General features: G+C 35.2%; 18 protein-coding genes, 1 pseudogene and 1 other annotated feature. Of the genes and pseudogenes, 1 reads left to right on the forward strand and 18 read right to left on the reverse strand.

The genetic code is table 11. From position 1 onward, the window contains the following. Positions 1-72: 72 nt before the first annotated feature. The 4 genes and pseudogenes from G7082_RS01545 to opp3b all read right to left on the reverse strand — a co-directional run bounded on the left by G7082_RS01545 (position 73) and on the right by opp3b (position 4,067). A complete protein-coding gene (locus G7082_RS01545) occupies positions 73-1,026 on the reverse strand; it encodes an ABC transporter ATP-binding protein (RefSeq protein ID WP_166033414.1) in 954 nt (317 codons plus the stop codon). A 16-nt stretch (positions 1,027-1,042) separates the two neighbouring features. Next, positions 1,043-2,079: pseudogene (locus tag G7082_RS01550) on the reverse strand (ABC transporter ATP-binding protein). 15 nt (positions 2,080-2,094) lie between these two features. Continuing rightward, positions 2,095-3,123: an oligopeptide ABC transporter permease gene (opp3C, locus tag G7082_RS01555; RefSeq protein WP_166033415.1), complete on the reverse strand. Its 1,029-nt coding sequence runs from the start codon at positions 3,121-3,123 to the stop codon at positions 2,095-2,097. Further along, on the reverse strand, positions 3,123-4,067 hold the full coding sequence (gene opp3b, locus G7082_RS01560) for an oligopeptide ABC transporter permease (protein ID WP_166033416.1): 945 nt from the start codon (positions 4,065-4,067) through the stop codon (positions 3,123-3,125). The genes opp3C and opp3b overlap by 1 nt, the downstream gene beginning before the upstream one ends. Before the next feature lie 85 nt (positions 4,068-4,152). Here opp3b and G7082_RS01565 point away from each other — a divergent pair, with 85 nt between their 5' ends. Further along, complete coding sequence (locus G7082_RS01565; RefSeq protein ID WP_166033417.1) at positions 4,153-4,497, forward strand: DUF3899 domain-containing protein; 345 nt, start codon at positions 4,153-4,155, stop codon at positions 4,495-4,497. Between the two features lie 91 nt (positions 4,498-4,588). Here the strand turns inward: G7082_RS01565 and G7082_RS01570 are convergent, their stop codons facing one another. From G7082_RS01570 to G7082_RS01635, 14 genes are all read right to left on the reverse strand, one after another. After that, positions 4,589-6,268 (reverse strand): peptide ABC transporter substrate-binding protein, encoded by a 1,680-nt coding sequence (locus G7082_RS01570; protein ID WP_166033418.1) that lies wholly within the window; start codon positions 6,266-6,268, stop codon positions 4,589-4,591. A gap of 324 nt (positions 6,269-6,592) precedes the next feature. Beyond that, positions 6,593-6,973, reverse strand: a complete 381-nt coding sequence (locus G7082_RS01575; protein WP_166033419.1) for a DUF956 family protein — start codon at positions 6,971-6,973, stop codon at positions 6,593-6,595. A 96-nt stretch (positions 6,974-7,069) separates the two neighbouring features. After that, on the reverse strand, positions 7,070-7,987 hold the full coding sequence (locus G7082_RS01580; protein WP_166033420.1) for a PTS system mannose/fructose/sorbose family transporter subunit IID: 918 nt from the start codon (positions 7,985-7,987) through the stop codon (positions 7,070-7,072). 18 nt (positions 7,988-8,005) lie between these two features. Next, positions 8,006-8,815 (reverse strand): PTS mannose/fructose/sorbose transporter subunit IIC, encoded by an 810-nt coding sequence (locus G7082_RS01585; protein ID WP_166033421.1) that lies wholly within the window; start codon positions 8,813-8,815, stop codon positions 8,006-8,008. A gap of 27 nt (positions 8,816-8,842) precedes the next feature. Further along, positions 8,843-9,817 carry a mannose/fructose/sorbose PTS transporter subunit IIA gene (locus G7082_RS01590; RefSeq protein ID WP_166033422.1) on the reverse strand — a complete coding sequence of 325 codons (975 nt, stop codon included), beginning with the start codon at positions 9,815-9,817 and terminating at the stop codon, positions 8,843-8,845. A 72-nt stretch (positions 9,818-9,889) separates the two neighbouring features. Then, positions 9,890-10,387, reverse strand: coding sequence for a PTS sugar transporter subunit IIB (locus G7082_RS01595; RefSeq protein WP_166033423.1), 498 nt, complete (start codon positions 10,385-10,387; stop codon positions 9,890-9,892). Between the two features lie 205 nt (positions 10,388-10,592). Further along, positions 10,593-13,415: a sigma-54-dependent transcriptional regulator gene (locus tag G7082_RS01600; protein WP_166033424.1), complete on the reverse strand. Its 2,823-nt coding sequence runs from the start codon at positions 13,413-13,415 to the stop codon at positions 10,593-10,595. Positions 13,416-13,489: 74 nt separating this feature from the next. After that, a complete protein-coding gene (locus tag G7082_RS01605; RefSeq protein ID WP_166033425.1) occupies positions 13,490-13,792 on the reverse strand; it encodes a hypothetical protein in 303 nt (100 codons plus the stop codon). Between the two features lie 94 nt (positions 13,793-13,886). Continuing rightward, on the reverse strand, positions 13,887-15,401 hold the full coding sequence (locus tag G7082_RS01610) for a flavocytochrome c (RefSeq protein ID WP_166033426.1): 1,515 nt from the start codon (positions 15,399-15,401) through the stop codon (positions 13,887-13,889). A gap of 415 nt (positions 15,402-15,816) precedes the next feature. After that, the gene (locus G7082_RS01615; protein WP_166033427.1) at positions 15,817-16,599 is read right to left on the reverse strand and encodes an SDR family oxidoreductase; all 783 of its coding nucleotides are present in this window, start codon (positions 16,597-16,599) and stop codon (positions 15,817-15,819) included. 94 nt (positions 16,600-16,693) lie between these two features. Then, a complete protein-coding gene (gene pepT / locus G7082_RS01620) occupies positions 16,694-17,917 on the reverse strand; it encodes a peptidase T (RefSeq protein ID WP_166033428.1) in 1,224 nt (407 codons plus the stop codon). A gap of 12 nt (positions 17,918-17,929) precedes the next feature. After that, positions 17,930-19,570, reverse strand: a complete 1,641-nt coding sequence (locus G7082_RS01625) for a peptide ABC transporter substrate-binding protein (RefSeq protein ID WP_166033429.1) — start codon at positions 19,568-19,570, stop codon at positions 17,930-17,932. A gap of 67 nt (positions 19,571-19,637) precedes the next feature. Further along, positions 19,638-19,861 (reverse strand) — a binding site (T-box leader). Positions 19,862-19,933: 72 nt separating this feature from the next. Then, entirely contained in the window at positions 19,934-21,595 is a 1,662-nt protein-coding gene (locus G7082_RS01630; RefSeq protein ID WP_166033430.1) for a peptide ABC transporter substrate-binding protein, read from the reverse strand. A gap of 138 nt (positions 21,596-21,733) precedes the next feature. Continuing rightward, the gene (locus tag G7082_RS01635; RefSeq protein WP_166033431.1) at positions 21,734-22,549 is read right to left on the reverse strand and encodes a histidine phosphatase family protein; all 816 of its coding nucleotides are present in this window, start codon (positions 22,547-22,549) and stop codon (positions 21,734-21,736) included. Between the last annotated feature and the right edge of the window lie 60 nt (positions 22,550-22,609).

Genomic DNA, 22,609 nt, shown 5'->3' on the forward strand with positions numbered 1-22,609 from the left:
AGAAGCTCCTCTCAGTATTTTTCGAGAGGAGCTTCTTCTTTATTTATAAGAAACAGTAGATGGGGGAATTATCTACTGTTCTTTCTTTTCTTGGAGTTTATTGCGGTACATCTCAACCTCATCATCACTACAATAAACAAAATGATCTGGTGCGATTTCTTTTAACATTCGCGTTTTTCCGTCATCCGCTTGAGGTTTATATGTAATACGTTGACGTTTTCGCTCGTAATCAGGATCTGGCAATGGAATGGCAGACAGTAAACTTTCTGTATAAGGGTGTAAGCCGTTGTTGTAAATTTCTTCGGCAGAACCTACTTCTACTAATTTTCCAAAATACATCACACCAATTCGATCACTAATATATTTCACCATGGATAAATCATGGGCAATAAACAAGTACGTTAATTTTTCTTTTTCTTGTAGTTCTTGCAGTAAGTTAACAACCTGCGCCTGAATGGATACATCTAGAGCTGAAATCGGCTCATCACAAATGATAAATTTAGGTTCCACTGCTAAGGCTCTCGCAATCCCAATCCGTTGACGTTGCCCCCCTGAGAATTCATGAGGATAACGCGTTCCGTGACTTGGATCAAGTCCAACCGTTTTTAATAATTCATTCACACGATTTGTACGATCTTCATCCGTTTTAGCTAACTTATGTACGTCAATTCCTTCTGCAATAATGTCTTTGACTTTCATTCTTGGGTTAAGAGACGCGTAAGGATCTTGATAAATCATTTGAACATCTCGTCTAAATTGATTGAGATTTTGACGACCTTTGATTTTTGCCACATCTTCACCATTATATTTTATTTCACCACTTGTTGGTTGATACAAACGAATAATACTACGACCAGTTGTCGACTTACCACAACCAGACTCACCTACTAAACCGAATGTTTCCCCTTCATAAATAGTAAAACTAATGTCGTCTACAGCTTTTACTTCATCACTTCTGCCAACATTAAAGTGTTGTTTTAAATTATTAACTTCTAACAATAATTTTTTGTCTTTCACTTCACTCATCTAAATATCCCCCTTTCTACGCACCAAAGCGATCTTTGTATTTTTCACGACGACGAACAATTTCATCAGGTGGTGTTACTTTTGGTGCATTAGGCGCTAGTAACCAAGTTGCTGCTTTATGTGTTGGTGATACATCAAAGAACGGCGGCGCTTCTTCTGTATCAATTTGAAGCGCAAACTCATTACGTGGATAGAAAGCATCCCCTTTTGGTGGATCTAATAAATCTGGAGGAGATCCTGGAATTGCATAAAGTTCTTGTCCACGACTGTCTAATGTCGGCATTGAACTTAATAAGCCCCACGTATACGGGTGTTGTGGATTATAAAAAATCTCATCTGCAGTACCAATCTCAATAATTCGTCCACCATACATAACAGCAACACGGTCCGCCACGTTAGCTACCACCCCTAAATCATGGGTAATAAAGATAATCGATGTTTGAATTTTTTTCTGAATATCTTTCATTAAATCAATAATTTGTGCTTGAATTGTTACATCAAGCGCTGTGGTTGGTTCATCGGCAATCAAAACTTCTGGATAACAAATCAAAGCAATCGCAATCACGATCCTTTGACGTTGCCCTCCTGAAAATTGATGGGGATAATTTTTTAATCGTTTTTCCGCATTTGGAATACCTACTAATTTTAATAAATCTAAAGCACGATCTAAGGCATCCTTTTTGGAAATTTTACGATGCTTTCTTAATGATTCAGCAACTTGATTTCCAATATTCATGGTTGGATCAAGAGAAGTCATTGGATCTTGAAAAATCATCGCAATGTCTTTCCCGCGAATTGATTGCATCTCTTTCTCTGTTTTATGAACCAAATCTTCCCTTTAAATAAAATCTTACCCTCATCTATATTGGCATTATTGGCTAATAAACGCATGATTGTTCTTGTTGTGACTGATTTGCCTGAACCAGACTCACCTACGATTGCTAGTGTTTCACCTTTATGTAAATCAAAGTTTACCCCACGAATGGCGTGAACCTTACCAGCAAAAGTATCAAATGAGATATTTAAGTCTTTAACTTCTAATACTTTTTCCATTTTTTCATCACCATCCTAATCATTCATTTTCGGGTCAAAGGCATCACGTAACCCATCAGCAAGTAAGTTAAAACAAATCATAATAACTGATAACGTAATTGCCGGTGCCCACATTAAGTGAGGCAAGAATCTAAAAGTTTTATATCCTTCATTTAAAAGCGTTCCAAGTGAAGCTGTTGGAGGTGTTAATCCTAATCCAATGAAACTTAAGAAAGCTTCAAAGAAAATCGCTGATGGAATACTAAACATCATTTGTACGATAATAACACCAGAAATATTCGGTAAAATATGTTTAATGGCAATTTTAGATTGAGACTCGCCTAACGTTGTTGCAGCTAACACATATTCTTGATCTTTGATTTTTAACGCTTGGGCACGAACAATCCGAGCCATGGTAATCCAACCTGTCACGATCATCGCTAAGATAATCGACATAAGACCTGGCTTAAAAACCATTAACATTAAGATCATTACAACTAAGTTCGGAACACCAGAGAGAACTTCCAGTATCCGCTGCATGACGTTATCGGTTCGACCACCCTTCATTCCAGAGTAAAGTCCGTAGATAACCCCTATGGATAAATCGAGAAAAGCTGCCACAAAAGCAATAATTAAGGACATTCTTGTTCCCATTAACAAACGAGATAATTCGTCACGACCAAGCCCGTCTGTTCCCAAATAGAAATACTCACCTTCTGGAACTTTGGCTTGTTCGTATTTATCCACACGTTTACCGCCGACTTTGGCTGTTCCGTTAAAGCCGTCAATCCCAATACCAGGGATTTTTGGTGGTAAGTTAATATATTTAGGATTTTGTTTCGTTGGATCATGAGGTGATACCCAAATAGAACCAAAAGCTAACAGTGTAATGATTCCTAAAAGGATTAAAGAGATAACAGCTCCTTTATTCTTTTTAAGACGGCGCCATGAATCTTGCATAAAGTTTAATGAAGGGGCGCTGATTTTTTCACGATCTAAATTATTATCCATTGAAATTCTTTCAAATTTCTCAGCTGGAATATTTTTAATATCTAATTTTTCCATTAGTCTTTGCCACCTCCTGAAACGCGGATTCTTGGATCTACGATACCGTAAAGTAAATCAACAATTAAGATAACAACCACTAACATCGCTGAGAACATAATCGTTACAGCCATGATTGTTGGGTAATCATTGGTCATGATTGATTTTACAAATTGCTCACCAATTCCTGGTATTGCAAAAATGTTTTCTACTACAAGTGAACCTGTCATTAACGCAACAGCAAGTGGTCCAAGTAGGGTAATTAACGGGATTAAACTATTTCTTAATCCATGTCTAAAGACAACTTGTGTCCTACTTAATCCTTTAGCTCGCGCTAACTCAATGTAATCACTCCCTAGAACTTCAACCATTTCTGTTCTAATGAACCTCGCTGAGTCAGCAAGTGGTGACATGGACAGGGCTAAAGTTGGTAGAATCGTCGAGATAAATCCTTGATCCCACTTAGCAATTGGTAAAATACCTAATTGAATCGCAAATACGTATTGCAGTAAAACGGCGAATACAAAGTTAGGAATGGAGCGACCTAGAATGGCAATTAAGGTCGCTAGTGTATCCACCCATGTGTTTTGTTTCATGGCTGCAATAGCTCCTAAGATAATCCCTACAAATGTTCCGAAAATAATGGCTTGAACACCTAACTGGACAGATGGCCCAATTCTTTCTTTCAACAATTTAGAAACTGGTTGGTTTTTGAATTGGAAACTGGTTCCAAAATCACCTTGAACGATATTTCCCATGTAAATTCCATATTGTTGAATGACTGGCTTATCTAGTCCAGATTGCTCATTTAACATCTCGATTTGTTCTGGTGATAATTTTTCTTGATTAGCATATGGTGAACCAGGAAGTAATTTCATTAAAAAGAATGTGATCGTTGTAATCAACCATAGAGTGATTAACATGAACATCACACGTTTTAGAAAAAACTTGGCAAAATTCTTCATTTACTTTTCCCCCTTTAAAATATTTTGACAATGATTAATAAATGAATTAGAGTTAGTTTATCACTTTTGTAAGAAGGTATTATTTATGAAAAATAAGAAAAAAATAGCGATAAGTATCATTAGTTTATCACTAATTATCCCTCTCGTAACACTTTTATCAAAAAAAGAAATAACAACAACCTATCTTTCGGATAACTTCTTTTTGGTTTCACTCTTCTTTATTATTATTGGTGTCACTATCTTAGTTCTTTCATCTGGCTTTTTTGATTTTTTTCAAAAAAACATGAAACAACTAATGTGGCGCCGTAAAAGTAATGAACCAAAAGAATATATCCCACTTTCTCAAATCTTTGAGAAAAAACCAGTTTACTGGCTAAGTGTAGGTGGTACTCTTCTATTGATTAGTATCATTTTCGCCTTTTTATCTTAAATAATAAAAAAATCCTATAACTGGTTGGTTATAGGATTTTTTATTAGCTTGTTAAAGATAATCCTTATCCTTTTTTTATCTAAAAGTTTAACTAATCGACTTTATATGCCCACTTGTAGTCAAACATAGCGCCTGATGGATGTGATACTACTCCCTTAACCTTGTCAGAACGTAAATGAGCTTCTGCCTCTTGAATTAATGGAACAACACCGACTTCTTTAGTAATTAATTTCTCAGCATTGATCATATCTTCCCAACGTTTTTCAGGATCATTAACATTAGTTGTACTTGCTTCTTTAATTAATTTATCATATTCAGGGTTACTATAACGTCCACGGTTGTATGAGTTATCTCCAGTAAATAAATCTAAGAAGCTACTTGGATCTGGATAATCCGCAATCCAACCACCATAAACCATACTGAAATCACCTTTATTAGAACGATCTAGACGAACACTAAATGGTACTGGACTTAAATTAACTTTAAGACCTGGTAATTCTTCTTCTAAAGAACCTTTTAAGAATTCAATTGCTTTTTTAGAAGAATCAGTATCTGATGCTAATAAATCAACTTTGATAGTCTCTTTACCTAAATCTTTTTTAGCTTTTTCCCAATGCTCTTTAGCTTTTTTACTATCGTAACCTAATTCACTTCCAGCTTCTTCAGTAAAGTCTTTTCCACCTTTAGGATCTTTGGCAACATCTTTAGGTACTAATCCTTTAGAAGCAACTGAACCATCAGCTAAAATTTGGTTAGCTAAAGCTTCACGATCGATTGCATATGAAATAGCTTTTCTTAAATCTTCATTTTTGAATTCTGATTTATCATCACGTTGATTTAATTCAATGTAACGTGATGAAGCTTTCATCTCACTAACAAATTGTGGATCATCTGATTTTTGTTGAGCTAATTCTCCTGTTAGGATGATATCCTCAGCTTTACCACTTTCAAATAAGTTTAAGCTAGTTGATGCTTCTTTAACCACACTCACGTTAATCTTATCTAATTTAACTGTTTCTTTATCCCAATATTGATCATTTTTAACATATGACCATTCTGTATCAGTTCCTGGTCCATCAAAATCAGCTAATTTGAACGGTCCATTATACACAGCTTTTTCACTTGTTGTTGTGTATTCTTTTCCATACTTTTCAACGATATCTTCACGTTGAGGCATGTAAGTTGTGAAAGCTAATAAGTAATCAAAGTATGGTGTTGCTTTTTCTAAAGTCACTTCCAACTCATAGTCACTAACTGCTTTGATTCCTAACTCACTTTTATCTTTCTTACCTGCTGTAATTTCAGCTGCATTTTTTACTGGTTCATGTAAGTAAGCATATTCAGATTGTGTTTTAGGATCAACTGTTCGTTGCCATCCAAAGACATAATCTTTAGCTGTTACAGGTTTACCATCTGACCATTTAGCATCTTCACGTAATTTAATTTTGTAAGTCAAACCATCTTCACTAACTTCTGCTTTTTCTGTTGCTCCAGCAGGTTCTGGTGTTTGTTCTTTTCCGATGCGATAAACACCTTCGTATACGTTATTAAGTGCTACTGATCCAATAACATCTGTATTGAGAGATAAGTCAGCAGATGGCATTTCTTGAGTAACATTCACAGAAAACTCTTGTTTAGCTGATACCTTTCCCTCACCTTTTGAAGCGTCTTTTCCTTTTGAATCATCTTTACCTGCACCGCCTCCACACGCTGCGAGCGTCAGGACAACTGTCGATAATAAACCGATTGACAACATTTTTTTAGTCTTCATAATTACTTCCCCCTATTGATTGTTGTGAAAATTAAAATTGAATTAAAATATAATAACAATATTATATTATTTCTCATTATTTTGCAAGAAAATAGTTACTTATTTTAAAAGAAAAACCGAATATTCTGACAACTTAACGATTGAAAGTGCTTTATTTCTTTAATATTACTCATAATTATCAATCTAATCATTAATTTTTAACAAAAATATAGCTCGTCTTTCAAACATTAAAGAAAGATTAGAAAATAATAAAAAAATAAACCAATAATCATAAAAATTCAAATACAATTTCCATGATTATTAGTTTATTTTTAATTCATTGACTTATTTCTTTTTAGATGAAAAGAGATTGGACGCACCTCTTTTGACAACTTGAAAGAAACTTAGTGATTTCACAATTTTGTCAGCATCAACATACTCTCTGACTCCTCGAAGAAGTTTTTTAGGATCTTTAGCTGAAAAAGTAAACGTGCCATTTTTCTTTGTTTTAATCGCAAACCTTGGAATCCATTTACCTTTTAACATGACTGAAACGATAACTGTATCCACTTCTTCCCAAGGAATTTGAATAAATTTCTTCGCGTCACGCTCGTTAAAAAATTCAAATCCATTGTCACCGATCATGATTTTACCGTAATCTGTAAAGCCTAAAAAAGAAGTTGCATTCTCAACTAAATCGACCTTCGTATTGATTGATTCAACCATTCGTTCTACCTCTTTTCTCTTTAAAATGATAGCTTAATTATAGCATATTCATAAAAAAATAGTCTGAGCCAGTTAATTAGCTCAGACTAACGTTTCTTACATTAAACCTACTAAGTGTAATGCAACACCTGAAACGAATAAACCTAAAATGATAACGATTGGAGATACTTTTTTCTTAAGTAACCACATACAGAATAGAGTTAATAATAAACCAACTAAACCAGTAATTAAGCTATCTAAGTTATCTTGTAGTGTTGTAATTTTATACTCACTTAAAGAAAGTCCAGCAGCTTGTTGTTCTAACGCAACCTTAACGCCTTCAATTCCTTTTGGTAAACTATTCCAATCAATAAAGGCACCATTATCAAGTTTCACTTTAGAAACGACTGGCGTAAAGTTAATCGATACCCAGCGGTTTACTAAGGAACCTAAGATAAACATCCCTAAAATTGACGCACCTTTAGTAATATCTTGTAAGATACCACCTGATAAATCTTCTGTAATTTTAGAACCAGCTTTGTAGCCGAATTCTTGTGTGTACCACATAAATGCCATACGAATTAAGTTCCAACCTACAAAGTAGATGATTGGTCCTAAGATATTTCCACTAATTGCTAAAGTTGCTGCTAAAGCTCCTAAGATTGGTTTAACTGTAAACCAGAAAACAGGATCGCCGATACCAGCTAAAGGTCCCATCATACCAACTTTAACCCCTTGAATTGCTGCATCATCAACAGGAGCGCCATTAGCACGCTCTTCTTCAAGAGCTAAAGTTACACCTAAAATAGGTGAAGCTACGTATGGATGTGTATTAAAGAATTCTAAGTGACGCTCTAAAGCTGCCGCTCTGTCTTCTTTAGTTGTGTATAATTTTTTAATCGCTGGGATCATTGAGAATGCCCAACCACCATTTTGCATACGTTCGTAGTTCCAAGAACCTTGGATAAACGTTGAACGCCAGAAAACAGATTTACGATCTTTTTTGCTTAATTCAATTCTTTGTTGTTCTGTCATTTTAATGTCCGCCTCCTTTTAGTAGTTATCGATGATATCGCCAACAGGGTCACCAGTATTTGATCCACCGTTCCCACCTGATCCGCCACCTTGTTTAGAAAGAGCCAGATAGATAAGAGCTAGTGACATACCAATTGCACCAAGTCCGATAAGAGTAATTTGTTGTACTGTCGCAATAACGAAACCTAATGCGAAGAATGGCCATACTTCTTTTGTCGCCATCATGTTGATAACCATTGCAAAACCAACAGCTACAACCATACCACCACCAATTGCTAAACCAGCAGTTAACCATTCTGGCATAGATAATAGTAATGCTTTCACTGGACCTTCACCAATTGCTAAGATAAGTGCCGCTGGAATCGCAATACGGATACCTTGCATACAAATAGCCATGATGTGCCAGAATTCGATTTTTCTGAAGTCTCCTTCTTTAGCTGCAGCATCCATTAAATGTACGAATGCAGTTGCTAAAGTACGACCTAAGATTGTTAGTAAAAGACCAGCTACAGCTAAAGGAATTGCTAATGCAATCGCTGAATCTACTCCGGCTTTACCTTGTCCACCTAAAACTAAAATAATTGCAGATGCTACTGAAGCTAGTGCCGCATCAGGCGCAACAGCTGCCCCAATGTTTGCCCAACCTAGTGCTAATAATTGCAGTGTTCCACCTAAAATAAGACAAGGAACAAGTTGTCCTGTAACTAAGCCGATTAATGTACATGCAATAACTGGTTGATGGAAATGGAATTCATCTAAGATCCCCTCAACACCAGCTAAAAATGCTACAAATACGACTAAAATCATTTGAATGATATTTAATTCCATGATTATTAATCCTCCATTTTCTTAATGTTAATTACTTTTTTTGTTAATCTCTTCTTGTGCTTTTTTAATAATATCTTCCATGTTACCTTTTGAATCACTTGGTACTTTACGTACGTCAAATGCGACACCCGCATCTTTTAACTTAGTAAATGTATCAATATCATCTTGGTTGAAAGCTAATACTTTATTTGGTTGCACTTTACCTGGCGAGTGAGCCATTGATCCAACGTTAACTGTTGCGATTGGCACGCCACCTTCAACTGCTTTTAACACGTCTTGTGGTGTTTCGAATAATAATAATGCCTTTTGACCACCAAAATGTTGGTCATCTTTAGAAATTTTGATCATTTGATCAATTGGTACCACATGCGCTTTTACTCCAGGAGGAGCTGCTTGTTGAATTAATTTTTTACGTAAATCGTCGTTTGCTACCACATCAGATACAACAATAATACGTGTTGGTCCTGTTGTTTTAGTCCAAACTGTTGCTACTTGACCATGTAATAAACGAGTATCAATACGCGCTAATACGTAATCTAATTTACCAGGTTTTCCAGCTGCTGCTTCTGGTGCGTTTGTTGTAGCAACCTCTGTTTCTGGTTCAAGTTCTTCTGGTTTAACTTTTACGCCTTCTTTAGCAGTCCCAATAATATGTGTTGCAATTTCATGAGCGCTTTCCATTGAAAAACGTGAAGCATATGCTTCGATAACCATTGGTAAACTCATACCCGCTACAATTGCCCAATTTTCTTTGTGTTCTTCAAGTAAACTACTTGCTTGATTAAAAGGTGTTCCACCCCATAAATCAACTAAGAATAATACTTCATCTTGATTGTCAAAGCTTGCAATTGCATCTTGCATTTTTTTCTTAACGTCTTCTGGTCCTTCTGAAGGCATTAATGTAACAGCTGCTACATTTGCTTGCTCTCCAAAAATCATTGATCCAGATTGTAAAATTCCAGATGCGAATTCACCATGACTTGCTAAGATAATTCCTACCATTCCTTTACCTCCTACTTTTATTTTTTATCTATCAAAGAAATTTAAACGAATCATTTAAATGTTCCTTAATGTTTACAAGAAGTTTTGCTTTTTTAGTGCTTCCATTAGGTCGATTTTATGATCAGCTGGAACTTTTCTAATCTCAAGTTCGATTCCCTGTTCTGCTAAGTAAACAAAGGATGCCACATCTTGTTCATCAATTGAAACGAAATTAGTCAACATCCGTTTACCACTTGAAAAACTCATTCCTCCTATATTAATAGAAGAAAGAACCATTCCTTTTCTCACAAGTATCTCTACATCATGAGGTGAGGTAAACAAAAGGGCCACTTTTTCATATTGAAGAATATCACTTTGATAAACCTCAATCATTCTAGCCACACTAATAACATTTACCCTGATACCAGCTGGGGCCGCTTGTTTTAGCAAAAGTTTTCTTAATTGATTATTCGCTGCTACATCACTGATAACTAAAATCCGATCAATTCCCATTTGTTTTGACCAAGTAGTTGCTACTTGTCCATGAATCAAACGATCATCTATCCGAACTAAGCGAACATCAACACTCATACAAAAACCTCCCATGTAAAAAAAACACTAAATTAACTTTTCCTCTTACGATATTATATTATGCAATAAGTGTGCCAACTTTTCAACCCTTAATTTTATACATCTAAAACTTGATATATCAACATTTAACACAAGTTTGATACACTAAAAACACAGTATTAATACACTATTTCTTAGTTCTTAGTGTATTGATACTGTGTTTAATTTAAGCTTTTTCTAGTTCATTTTCAATAATCTTAATAATAAAGTAGCGTTCATTCACTGATATTTTTAATTGCAATAAGCTTTCTATTAATTCAAAAGCAGGTAAAATATCTTGATATAACACTGATGAATTAAATTCGTCTAGTTCTTCTTGAGTTGCTGTTAGTGTATCGTTTCGAAGTTCTCGCTCGATTGCTCCCGCTGTATGCATGCATAGATTAATATAAAACGGGACTTCAACAGTCATTTTTTGTATTTGACATATTTTATCTGTAAATTCCCATAAGGGTTGCAGCAATTTTTCTGGATTAATAAACGTAAAACTTTCCTTCATGTAGTCATAACACATTTTCTGAGCATCCTCTTTGGAAAATTCTAATTCGCTCGGCTCATAACTATTACTTAATACATCTTCTAAAATAGCGGCTCCTGAATCAGAAAACAATTGATCCATCGAGATAAAAGGGACTTCAATTTTAGGATCTTTAATACCCGTTGTTGCAATAATTTGATACTCTTCTCTAATTTTTTTAATATCTTTATTAAGTGTCACTACAGAAATTGGAAACACAGCAATCTCTGTTTGTAACTTAGAAACTAAATAACGATCGATTAGTTCTTTCATCCTTTGTGCTGTCCCTTTTCCAGAAGCACAAATCGCCACTATGGCTTTCTCCTTCAAATGAGCATCTGGAGTATCCACGGTTTTTGCTGAATTTTGCATCGTATAGCCGTAAAAATGCGACAACGATTCAAATAAATCATCTAATGAGGTATCTAGCAAACTCGATTTTCTCGCAGCTTCTAAAACAATCGCAGTCGTTACCATATCAATTACTTTTACCTCGATACCCGTTTCTTGTTTGATATCATCTGAAAAAGTTCCTAACGATCCCATATCAACAAGAAGCATTACGCCACTACCTTCATTAACAGACACCACTTCATCCACTATTTTCTCGTAAGCTTCTTTGGGTTTCATATCAAGAGGCATATCAACGGCTCTTAGATTATCAACTTTTAATAGCTGAGTGACCACTTGAACCATACTGCTCGCTGTACTATTTCCATGAGCTGCCACAACAACACCAATACGTCCTTCTTCCTTGTTTTCCTTTAGTGACACTAAAAGAACCGTTAGATAATGGACTTCCGATGTGGGTACTTCCACATGATAGTCTTCTTCTATAATTTTTTTCAACACGTTAGCGACTTCCATCTCTTCTGGATAGTGGGCTACCATGTTTTTGATGTTCTCATTATCGTGATTTAGACTATCCGATTTATTTTGTAGTCGATTCAAAAAAGAACTAATATGAAATCCCATGGCATATAAAAAATTCGTCTGAAAATCATAATTCAGCGCTTCTTTCGCATAATCATATATTTTTCTCGTCGTATTGATAATCCGTTGGTCAATAATTTCCGTTAACTTACTTTCAGTATCAAAAGTAAAGCCGTGATTGCGGTAAAATGATTTTAAATGGACATTAATATCCGTTGAAATAAAATGATTGATCGCGTCTTGAGTTAAGCCATCTTCCTTAAGAACCGCTGCTTTATCCCCGATAATTTCATATAAATTATAAGGCAATTCGTATGAATCTTCCGCAAACATCTCCAAAGGTTCGTTAGGTGAAATAACCATTTGTGGTGCTAGTAATGTGGTTATTTCAGACATGGCTTTTCGGTCATGTGCCAAACTAATTAAACCTTCTTTTATCCCCTCATTTAAATCCTCGAGATTGATATGAAGTTCCTCTTGATCCATTTGATTTAAAAAGGACTGAGCACTTACTAATTGGACGTTGGATTTTAATTGCCCTACATTCCCATAAGAAACACTACCGACCAAAGCTTTCACTACATCTTCACTTAAAATAATTTTCCGCTGAATTCGTTTTGCTTCCATAGTCATCATCATTTTAACCAAATCGATTTTTTCTCTAGCCGTTCTATCCTTGAAACTAGGGAGTTGAATTGTAATCGGAATCCTTCTGACAAAGGTGTTAAGTAAGGCAGATGCGGGATCTTCCGTTGTGGCACAAATAATCCGGACATTCGCTCGGTTATTTTTTTGCGTCTCCCCTAATTTAGCAAAGGTACCTGTATCCATAAAATAAAAGACCATCTCTTGCCCTTCTGGAGGTAAGCGGTGAATTTCATCTAAGAATAGAAAACTATCGTTGGCTAAACTGATAATACCGTCTTTTTCTTGCTCTGCGCCAGTAAACGCACCTTTCACATGACCAAATAAATGGCTCATTAAAAGCTCTGGATTACTAGCATAATCGGCACAGTTAAACACAATCATCTCTTTGTCTTTTGCCACTGCTTTATTTTGCTTCGCAAATTGAAACATCGTATGCGCGAAAAATGTCTTACCCGAACCAGTTGGACCAATGATGAGTGAGTTTAGTCCTTTAGGTGGATAAAGAATCGCAGCTTTTGCTTGTTCTGTAGAATTTTTCATACTACCATAAGAACCCACTACTCGTTTAAATATATCTTTAGATTTTACTTCTTCTTTTTTCCTTTTCTTAGGTATTGGTGGCGTCACTTCACGGTAGCTCTCCACGTACTTAGATAAAGGTTTATGCCTAAACACTGACTTACACACATACCTAACTGGTCGACCATCTAATTTATCTATTAACCCTTCTCTAACAAGACTATTCAAATCCTTACTCGCGTTACTCCGTTGAATGTCCAATGCGTCTGCCAATTGATTAGTCGTTACTCCTGAATTATCCTGTAAACTTTCCCCATCTAAATCTTTAGTTTGCTCTTTTATGTACGCATACACTCTGTCAATTCGCTTCATTTAGATCCTTCCTTACTGATACACTTAGTTACTGTATTTATAGTGTATCAAATTGCTTATCAAATGACACTTATTTATTCTCTCAACTTACCTTTATCCTTTGAGTAGTTCATATATTCTATCAATTTTGCTTTCTTTTTAACTTTTATTTTTTGAATGTCAGCTGTGGATAATTTTTTAATTTGACCATTTTCTTGTAGTAATTCCATGACTGTTAATAACTGATAGAACTCTGTTAATAAGTCTTGTTCGTTGGTTTCTTTCGGTCTGTCTGGATGAGTGTCGTCTAAACCAAATCTTATAGACTTCGCTGCTGCTTGAGCTATTTCGCTTGCTTCTTCCATAAGACAGACAAGTAAATATTCTTCTTCGTTCATCTTCCGTGACTCCTTTTTTATTTGAGTATACCAAAAAAAGAGCCTAAGTTAATAGACTCTTTCTGATTGGGACTAAACCGATTTAAAATTCACTCTATTTTACAAATGCTGCTGATTGTTTTCCTGATTGGCGACCGAATACGATGATGTCTCCTACTGAGTTTCCACCGATTCTGTTTTCGCCGTGTAATCCACCAGTTAATTCACCTGAAGCGTAAAGTCCTTTGATTGCTTTACCATCTTTATCTAAGACTTCAGTGTTAGTGTTTACTTTCACGCCACCCATTGTATAGTGAATACCTGGTGCGATTTTGATTGCATAGTAGTCTGCTTTTTCTAAGCCGTGATCCATACCTGTTGCACGGTTAAATTCAGCATCTTTTTTATCTGCAACAGCTTTATTCCAAGTTGTTACTGTTTCACTTAATGCTTTTTCATCCATATCTAATTCTTTAGCCAAACCTTCGATTGAATCTGATTTTTTAACAAATCCTTGTTTTTCGTAGAAATCAATTGCTTTAACACGTTCTTTTACGCCAGCATCAAAAATTAAGTAAGAAGATTTTTCTTTTAATTTATTTTCTGCAGCTGAAACATTATCACGTGTGTCCATTTCGTTAACAAAACGTTTTCCTTCTTGAGAAACTAAGATACCACCTTCACCACGAACAGCTTCACCAATTAAGATACCTTTATCTTGTTGAACAGTTGGGTGAATTTGAATTTGATCCATATCCACAGTTTGTCCACCAAGTTTTTCAATCATCTTGATACCGTCTCCAGTGCTACCTGCTTGGTTAGTTGTTACATAGCCTTTTAATTCTGGTTTTTCTTTTTCTAACATTTCAGGGTTAGCACCGTATCCACCAGTTGTTACAACAACAGCTTTACTTTTAATTTCTTTTTCTTTTTTCTCAACTTTTACTTTAACGCCATCAACTGCACCATCTTTTTCAGTGATTTCAGTCACATCAGCATTAACAAAAATTGGGATTTCTTTTTCATGTACGTTTTTAAGTAATCCATCCACTAAATATCCACCAACAGCTGATCCATCTTCAGGACGGTGAGTTCTTTTTTCGCTCATCCCACCTGTGATTGTTAAGTTGTTTAATTTAATTCCCATTGAATCTAACCAATCAATGGCATCTGCTGAATTATCAACATAATAACGTAATAATTCTTTATCGTTTGTTCCATGTCCGCCTTTTAATGTTTCTTCATAGAACTTGTCATTGCTATCTTTAATTCCTTGTTCTTTTTGGAATTTAGTCTCTGAGGCATTCATACCACTTGAAGATTTTAATGTATTACCACCAGCTACAGGCATTTTTTCTAAGATAACTGGATTTTTACCTTCATTTTTTGCTTCAATCGCTGCTGCCATACCTGCTCCACCAGCACCAACAATTACGATATCATATTCATCTTTTAATTCTTTAGGATCAGTGTATCCTTTTTCTGATGCCCCTGTTGTTACTTCAGTGCTAGAAGCTTTCGTATCTTTCTTTTCTTCCTTCTTAGCTGTATCTTTTGAACCACCACAACCAGCTAAAAGAAATAATACCGCTAAACTTGTTGTAACTGATTTCAACATTTTGTTTTTCATTGTTACTCTCCTTTTATTTGTGACTATTCGAACAATTAAATAGAGCTTACAATATTTTTATCTATAAATCAACCTTTTTTAAGTAATTTAATTCACAAAGGTGATGAAGAAGGCGGTTAACTCCAAGCAGCTGGAGGAAATGAAAAATAATTCGTGCTTTTGGAATTAATTTTCATTTTTATAGTTGTCGCAGGAGTTGCCTTCTGAATCCCGTTAAAGGTGGATAAAAAATTGTTTTGCTCTGAGTAACTGGAAGCAATAGGGAACAATCGATCTTTTCACGATTATTCCCTATTGCTGAAGTTACCGAAGGAGCAGATTTTTTAGCCCCGTCAATAGTGGTTTAAAAATCGGTTTGCTCTGAGTAACTGGAAGAAAAAAGAAGAGAACACCCTACATTCTCTTCTTTCTACTATTATAATAATGATTCTGCTCCGTCCACATAAATTTCTGTCCCTGTCACATTGGCGGAAAGATCAGACGATAAGAAACAAATCACGTTTGCTACTTGGTCTGGTTTTCCTGTTTCATCAGATAAAGGACGTGAACCTTCTGGAAACTCGACTTTAATTGCTACTTCTTCTGTTTCTTCCGTTACAATTGTACTAGCATTAATCGCTGTATCAATCGCTCCCGGACAGACAGCATTCACTCGAATATTGTATCTAGCAAACTCCAAAGCTGCCATTTTCATAAAAGCCACTTGTCCAGCTTTAGATGTACTGTAAGCACTGGCTCCAAAATTATTGTAGATTCGATTACCATTGATTGAGCTTGTAATTACAATTTTACCGCCAATTTCCTTCATATAAGGAACCACTGCTTTTACTGAAATAAAGGTACTAGTTAAATTTGTTTGAATCGTTCTGTTCCAATCAGAATTAGATAAGGTTTCAATCGGTGCCCACGTGCCATTAATTCCCGCATTAACTACAAGAATATCCACACCACCTAATTTTTCAGCTAAAGTCTGGATGGCATTTAGCAGTTCTTGTTCTTTTGAAACATCTGTTGTTTCGTAATAATTTTCCACTCCGATTTGGGTCAGTTCTTTTGAAATCTGTAATAAACTTTCAGGATTAATATCTAATAAACCTACATCAGCACCTTCATTAGCAAATTTAATGGCTGTTTCTCGTCCAATACCTGAACCAGATCCGGTGATAATTGCCTTTTTACCTTTTAATACTTTTGTCATAATCGTTCCCTCCTAAGTTTAAAACGCCTTGAACTTCCCCTTCCCTTAAATAAAGTGTAGTTTAAATTAAAATCTTAGTCAAAAGATAACTCAGTTACACGCGAGATTCCTTAATCACTTCTATTATTGTTTTAGTCGCAGTTTCCATTGCTTCAAGAGTTATAAATTCATACTGTCCATGGAAATTTTCTCCGCCTGTAAAAATATTTGGGGTTGGCAGTCCCATAAATGAAATCTTTGAGCCGTCTGTTCCACCTCTAAATGGCGTAATAATTGGCTTGATGTTTAGATTTTCCATTGCTTTAATGGCAATGTCCACTGAGCGCATGTCTTTTTCAATGATTTCTTTCATATTATAATATTGATCTTTCAGTGTCACCGTAATTCGTTCACGGTCTAATTCTTGATTAAGTTCAGTTACAATGTTTACAATATTTTGCTTACGCTCTTCAAAAATCTGCTTGTCATGATCACGAATAATATAAGTCATTTCTGCTTGATCAATGGTACCGTTAAAATCATGGAGTAAATAAAAGCCTTCTTTATCACGTGTTTTTTCTGGCACTTCATTTTGCGGCAAGCGCTGGTCAATTAAATTACCTACTTTAATCGCATTAACCATCATGCCATAAGCTGTCCCTGGATGAACACTGGTGCCATCAATTTGAATCGTTGCTTGGGCGGCGTTAAAGGTTTCATATTCAAAATGACCAATTCTTCCGCTATCTATTGTATAAGCAAATTCCGCTGGGAAAGTTGAGACATCAAAATGATCCGCTCCTTGTCCGATTTCTTCATCTGGTCCAAAAGCTACCCAAATATCACCGTGTTCTTCTTTTGAGTTAGCTATAAAATAGTCCACCGCACCCAGTATTTCAACAATCCCTGCTTTATCATCCGCTCCAAGTAAAGTGGTTCCATCTGTGGTAATTAACGTTTCTCCAACATAATCCTTCAAGTTAGGAAACTCGCTCACCTTCATTACAATATCTTGTTCTCTATTTAGCAATACATCTTGACCGTCATAATTTTCATGAATCTGAGGTGAGATATTTTCAGCGTTAAAATCAGCTGTATCTAAATGAGCAATAAATCCAATGGCTGGATATTTGTCTGAATTTTTAGGCAAGCATGCTGTTAAAAAACCATTCTTCTCATTATAATTAATTTCTGATAAACCGATTCTTTCTAATTCTTCCTTCAACACAAAGGCAAATTCTTCTTGGGATTTAGTTGTAGGAATTGTCTGACTTGTGGCATCTGATCTCGTATCTAATTTTGCATATGCTATAAATCGCTCTAGTAATTTCTCTTTCATATTTTCCTCCTATTAGTTGACTACCTCAGCGTTACGTAAGAAGAAGTATCCCCCGTACAATGGGTATTCAGCATTTTTAATTTTGGGATTCACTAAATAATTTGAGGCACTTTGATAAATTGGAACTTGCGCTGCTTCTTTGTTTAAAAGTATCTCCTCAGCCTTTTTGTAGTCTTCAAATTGTTTGTTGCCATCTGCTGCATGTTTTGTTTTAGCCTCTGTTACTAATTTAGTATAGTCTTCATTTTTAAAGTTACCATAGTTGTATGAAGATTTATCTGCATATAAGTTAAAATATGAGTCTAATTCGCTACTTCCTGCGATCCAACCTGATAAAGACAATTCATAATCTTTATCTTTTCTTGATTGGTTCACATTATTAGATGGTTGTAAGTTAACGTTAATTTTTAATCCTTCTAAATTTTGTTCCAACTGATTTTGTAAATACTCAGAAACTTTCTTTCCTTGGTCTGTATCAGCTGCAAGTAATTTTAACTCCAATTTATTACCTAATTCTTTTTTAGCTTCTGTCCAATATTTTTGTGCTTCTTTCAAATCATAAACACCAAACTCACCTGCATATTTTCGGTAATCTTCTTTTGTTTCGGCATTTTGATAAAGATTAGCAGGAACCAAACCATTTAAAGGTTTTGAACCATCAGCTAATACGCTACTAGTTAAGGCTTCTTTGTCGATTGCTAGAGAAATAGCTTTTCTTAAGTTGACGTTTCCAGCTGGCGTTCCCTCTTTTTTATTAAAATCCAAGAAACTATTTGCTACGTCTGAATAAGAAATGTATCCTTCTAAATCTTTATACTGGGCCACGTTTTGACCACTAATTCTGACTAAGTCCAGTTCCTGACTCTCAAATAGGTTGATTCCTGTATTTTCTTCTTTCAATGTTTGAACACTAATCTCTTTTAACTTAACTTCTTTCTGATCCCAGTAAGCTTCATTCTTCTCTAATTTCCATGTATCACTTGTTCCGTTCCAATCATTTAAAACAAAGGCTCCATTGTATAAAATAGAATCACTGTTCGTTCCATATTTATCACCTGTTTTCTTCACGAACTCTTCTGATTGAGGCGCTAACCAACCAATAGCTAGCACCGATAAAAATGAGGGTTGAGCATGTTCTAAAGCTACTTGAAATTCATCATCAGATGTCGCTTTAAATCCAACTTCCTCTACTGATTTCTCACCATTACGGACCGCTAAACTATTTACCACACTGTCTAAAAGATAAGCATTGGGTCCTTGGGTTTTTGGATCAATTAATTTCTTCCATGAATATTCAAAATCATGAGCAGTTATTTTTGTACCATCACTCCACTTAGCGTCTTTTCTAATTTTAAAGGTATAACTCTTACCATCTTCACTCACATCAATTTTTTCAGCTACTCCTGGAACAGGTTGAGTGTCTTTATCAAATCTGGTTAACCCTTCGAACAAATGTTGAACCATTGTGAAGGTGTTTTTATCGGTTGTTTGAGTCGTATCTAGCGTTGAAATTGGTGCTGGGGTGCTGATTGCTATTTTTTGTGAAATCTCTTCTGATTTTTGACTTTGAGACGTTTCTTTCTGTTTACCTCCACAAGCGCTTAAAACTAAACTCAGTGTCACAATACTTCCTACTAGTAATTTCTTTTTCATCCTATATTTCCCCTTTTAGTCTTTACAAAAATGTGAAAAAGAGTATAAAAAAGAATCCTTGCCCCTTTTAAAGGACAAAGATTCTTTTCTTTGCTACCACCTTTTTATCAAAAGCGCCTGCTTTCCGGTACTAACATACCTTTGTGCGATAACAGGCACCCCCGTGTAAGTTTAATTAGTCAACTTACCTGTTCAAAGGCCATTTTCACAACGCTTTCCGTTATCTCTTTTCACCAACCGAGACTCTCTAAAAACTTCTGTCGTTATTACTTTCCTTTTCAATACATTTTTAATTCAGACTGTTTTATTTGTTAAAAAGATATTACCAAACAAATAATCTCTCGTCAACATTTAAGTTTTAAATTATTCTTTCATCTCTAAATATTTGTATTCATAAGATGCGCCTGCACTATGAGCGATATATCCCGTTAGATTAGGGTTTCTTAAGTGACCTTCAACAACTTGATACACTGGAATAACGGCTGCATCTTCTTCTAAAAGAATTTTTTCAGCTGCTAAGTAGTCAGCCCAACGCGCTTTTTCATCAGTTGCGTGAGTTATTTTGGCATCTTGGATTAATTTGTCATAGTTTTTATTGGTATATTTACCTTTATTATAACTATTTCCTGTTTCAAATAAATCTAAGAACGAACTCACATCATTATAATCAGCACCCCAACCTGTTACTACCATATCAAAATCACCACTCGAAGTACGATCTAAACGAATTGGTTTAGTTACCGGTGTCACAGTTGTTTTGATACCTAATTTGTCTTTAAATGACCCTTGTAAATATTCAGCTAATTTTTTCGTTGATTCGTTATCATCTGTTAAAATATCAAAACTAAATTCTGTTGTATTCAGCTCTTTTTTAGCTTTTTCTAAGTATTCCTTAGCTTTTTTCTCATCATAAGTTTTGTACTCACCAGATTCATCCACGAAATCTTTTTTCGTTTCTGGGCTTACAGCGAGTGTCTTAGGAACGATACCTGAAACAGGCTCTGAACCATCACCTAAAATTGTATCAACAATCGCTTTATTATCCACTGAATAATAAAGTGCTTTACGGAAGTTCACATTATCAAATGGGGCTTTTTTACTCTCACGATTTGGTTCAATGTAAATCACACGACCATCTTTTTCACCGTTAAAGTTTGGATCTTCACGGTATTGCTTAGCTAATTCACCTGTTACAATCACGTCATCTAATTGACCATCTTCATACAAGTTTAAAGCCGTTGAACCTTCCTTAACAACCATCGCTTGAATCTCATCAATCTTCACAGCGTCTTTATCCCAGTAATCTTTATTTTTCAGATATTTCCACTCAATATCTGAACCAGGTCCACTAAATTCTGATAAAACAAATGGTCCATTATAAATTGTTTTTTCACTCGAATTAGCAAAATCTTTACCGAACTCTTCAACCGCTTTTTGATTTAATGGAAAGAATGTTGGAAAAGCCAATAATGAATCAAAATAAGGAATAGCATTATCTAAAGTAATCTTCACTTCATGATCATTCACCGCTTCAATTCCTAATTCCTCAGGTTTTTTCTCACCTGCTGAGATTGCCTTAGCATTTTTTACGTTTTCAATTAAGTATGCATACTCTGATGCTGTTTCTGGATTTACTACACGTTGCCAAGCATAGACATAGTCTTTAGCCACAACTGGTTCGCCATTACTCCATTTCGCTTCTTCACGTAGTTTCAATGTGTAAGTTAACCCGTCTTCACTAACAGTTGCTAATTCTTTTGCCCCAGCTGGTTCCGGTTGATTATCTTTATTCATACGGTAGAAACCTTCGTAAATTTGATTTAGCACACCAAAACTAACTTTATCAGTGGCTTTTGCAGGATCGATACTCGCGACTTCTTGAGGGATCCCAAATTTTGCGACGTGTTCTGTTTTATTGTTTTTTTTTGATTTCTCTTTTTTAGTGTCTCCTCCACCTGAGCAAGCAGCTAATAATACCACTGAGCTCAAGATAACTATTGAACCAATTAACTTTTTATATCTCATAAAAACATCCCCCTATAATTAACTATAGGATTAAGTCTATTACATAAATGAGAATTAAGCAATCTTTTTTTAATCTAATTTTAATTTAAATAAAAAAAGGACTTCGTTTATTAAAACGAAATCCCCAATCTATAAATTCTATTTCTCACTTTTTCCTTTTTCAATATAACTTGTATCATTCACACTTTCTAATGTGTATTTTCCATCCTTAACTTTAATCACAGAAACACTGGCATTTTTTAAGCCGCCTTCTGGCATTTTGAAATCATCAAATAATGTGTCTAGTAAAGCTGAAATACTCAAGCCGTGAGAAACAACTAAAACGTTCCCATTACCATCAGCTTTCATCTCTTTTTCAACAATACTATCAATTGATTTAGTCAACCGGTCTGTGATTGTTTTAAAGTCTTCTGCTGGCCAATTTTTACCATCTTTATTTTTCTCTTTGTCAATTTTCGCCACACTATTTGCAAATGATTCTGGTGTCATATTCTTCATAAACTCTTCTGGTGTGACTCCTTGATCTTTAGCAATATCATTCCACATCGTATGATTTAGATCACCTTCATAGGTTCCAAAATTGAATTCTCTCAAACCTGGATCTGTTTGTAAATCTAATTTAGACGATGTTTGATTTTCTTTTAAGATGAGGTTTGCTGTTTGCATCGCACGCCCACTATCACTACTATAAGCATTTTGAAACTCAATATCTTTCATGCCCTTTCCTGCGGCACTAACAACTTTTTCACCTTCTGGCGTTAAAACAGCATCTGACCAACCTTGAACACGATCAGTCGTATTTAACATGGTTTTACCATGACGGACTACATAAAGAGTTAACTCTTCTTTTGGTTTTTCTTTGGTTTTTTCTTCTGCTTTTTTCTCTGGTGTACAAGCTGTGAATAGCGCTAAAGTAAGTGCTGTGATTCCTAACAATTTAATTGACTTTTTCATAATTATTACCCCTTTTATGTAAACGTTTTTATTTTTATTCATAGAAAAAGAGACTGGTTT

It is taken from the genome of Vagococcus hydrophili (genome assembly GCF_011304195.1).
Lineage (GTDB): Bacteria > Bacillota > Bacilli > Lactobacillales > Vagococcaceae > Vagococcus > Vagococcus hydrophili.

What these genes read in the sequence shown, in the direction of transcription:
- G7082_RS01635 (WP_166033431.1), bottom strand. Translation starts at nt 22,549, where the DNA reads ATGAAAAAGTCAATTAAATTGTTAGGAATCACAGCACTTACTTTAGCG.
- G7082_RS01575 (WP_166033419.1), bottom strand. Translation starts at nt 6,973, where the DNA reads ATGGTTGAATCAATCAATACGAAGGTCGATTTAGTTGAGAATGCAACT.
- opp3C (WP_166033415.1), bottom strand. Translation starts at nt 3,123, where the DNA reads ATGGAAAAATTAGATATTAAAAATATTCCAGCTGAGAAATTTGAAAGA.
- G7082_RS01630 (WP_166033430.1), bottom strand. Translation starts at nt 21,595, where the DNA reads ATGAGATATAAAAAGTTAATTGGTTCAATAGTTATCTTGAGCTCAGTG.
- G7082_RS01610 (WP_166033426.1), bottom strand. Translation starts at nt 15,401, where the DNA reads ATGAAAAACAAAATGTTGAAATCAGTTACAACAAGTTTAGCGGTATTA.
- G7082_RS01545 (WP_166033414.1), bottom strand. Translation starts at nt 1,026, where the DNA reads ATGAGTGAAGTGAAAGACAAAAAATTATTGTTAGAAGTTAATAATTTA.
- G7082_RS01605 (WP_166033425.1), bottom strand. Translation starts at nt 13,792, where the DNA reads ATGAACGAAGAAGAATATTTACTTGTCTGTCTTATGGAAGAAGCAAGC.
- G7082_RS01600 (WP_166033424.1), bottom strand. Translation starts at nt 13,415, where the DNA reads ATGAAGCGAATTGACAGAGTGTATGCGTACATAAAAGAGCAAACTAAA.
- pepT (WP_166033428.1), bottom strand. Translation starts at nt 17,917, where the DNA reads ATGAAAGAGAAATTACTAGAGCGATTTATAGCATATGCAAAATTAGAT.
- G7082_RS01615 (WP_166033427.1), bottom strand. Translation starts at nt 16,599, where the DNA reads ATGACAAAAGTATTAAAAGGTAAAAAGGCAATTATCACCGGATCTGGT.
- G7082_RS01595 (WP_166033423.1), bottom strand. Translation starts at nt 10,387, where the DNA reads ATGAGTGTTGATGTTCGCTTAGTTCGGATAGATGATCGTTTGATTCAT.
- opp3b (WP_166033416.1), bottom strand. Translation starts at nt 4,067, where the DNA reads ATGAAGAATTTTGCCAAGTTTTTTCTAAAACGTGTGATGTTCATGTTA.
- G7082_RS01625 (WP_166033429.1), bottom strand. Translation starts at nt 19,570, where the DNA reads ATGAAAAAGAAATTACTAGTAGGAAGTATTGTGACACTGAGTTTAGTT.
- G7082_RS01570 (WP_166033418.1), bottom strand. Translation starts at nt 6,268, where the DNA reads ATGAAGACTAAAAAAATGTTGTCAATCGGTTTATTATCGACAGTTGTC.
- G7082_RS01590 (WP_166033422.1), bottom strand. Translation starts at nt 9,817, where the DNA reads ATGGTAGGAATTATCTTAGCAAGTCATGGTGAATTCGCATCTGGAATT.
- G7082_RS01585 (WP_166033421.1), bottom strand. Translation starts at nt 8,815, where the DNA reads ATGGAATTAAATATCATTCAAATGATTTTAGTCGTATTTGTAGCATTT.
- G7082_RS01580 (WP_166033420.1), bottom strand. Translation starts at nt 7,987, where the DNA reads ATGACAGAACAACAAAGAATTGAATTAAGCAAAAAAGATCGTAAATCT.
- G7082_RS01565 (WP_166033417.1), top strand. Translation starts at nt 4,153, where the DNA reads ATGAAAAATAAGAAAAAAATAGCGATAAGTATCATTAGTTTATCACTA.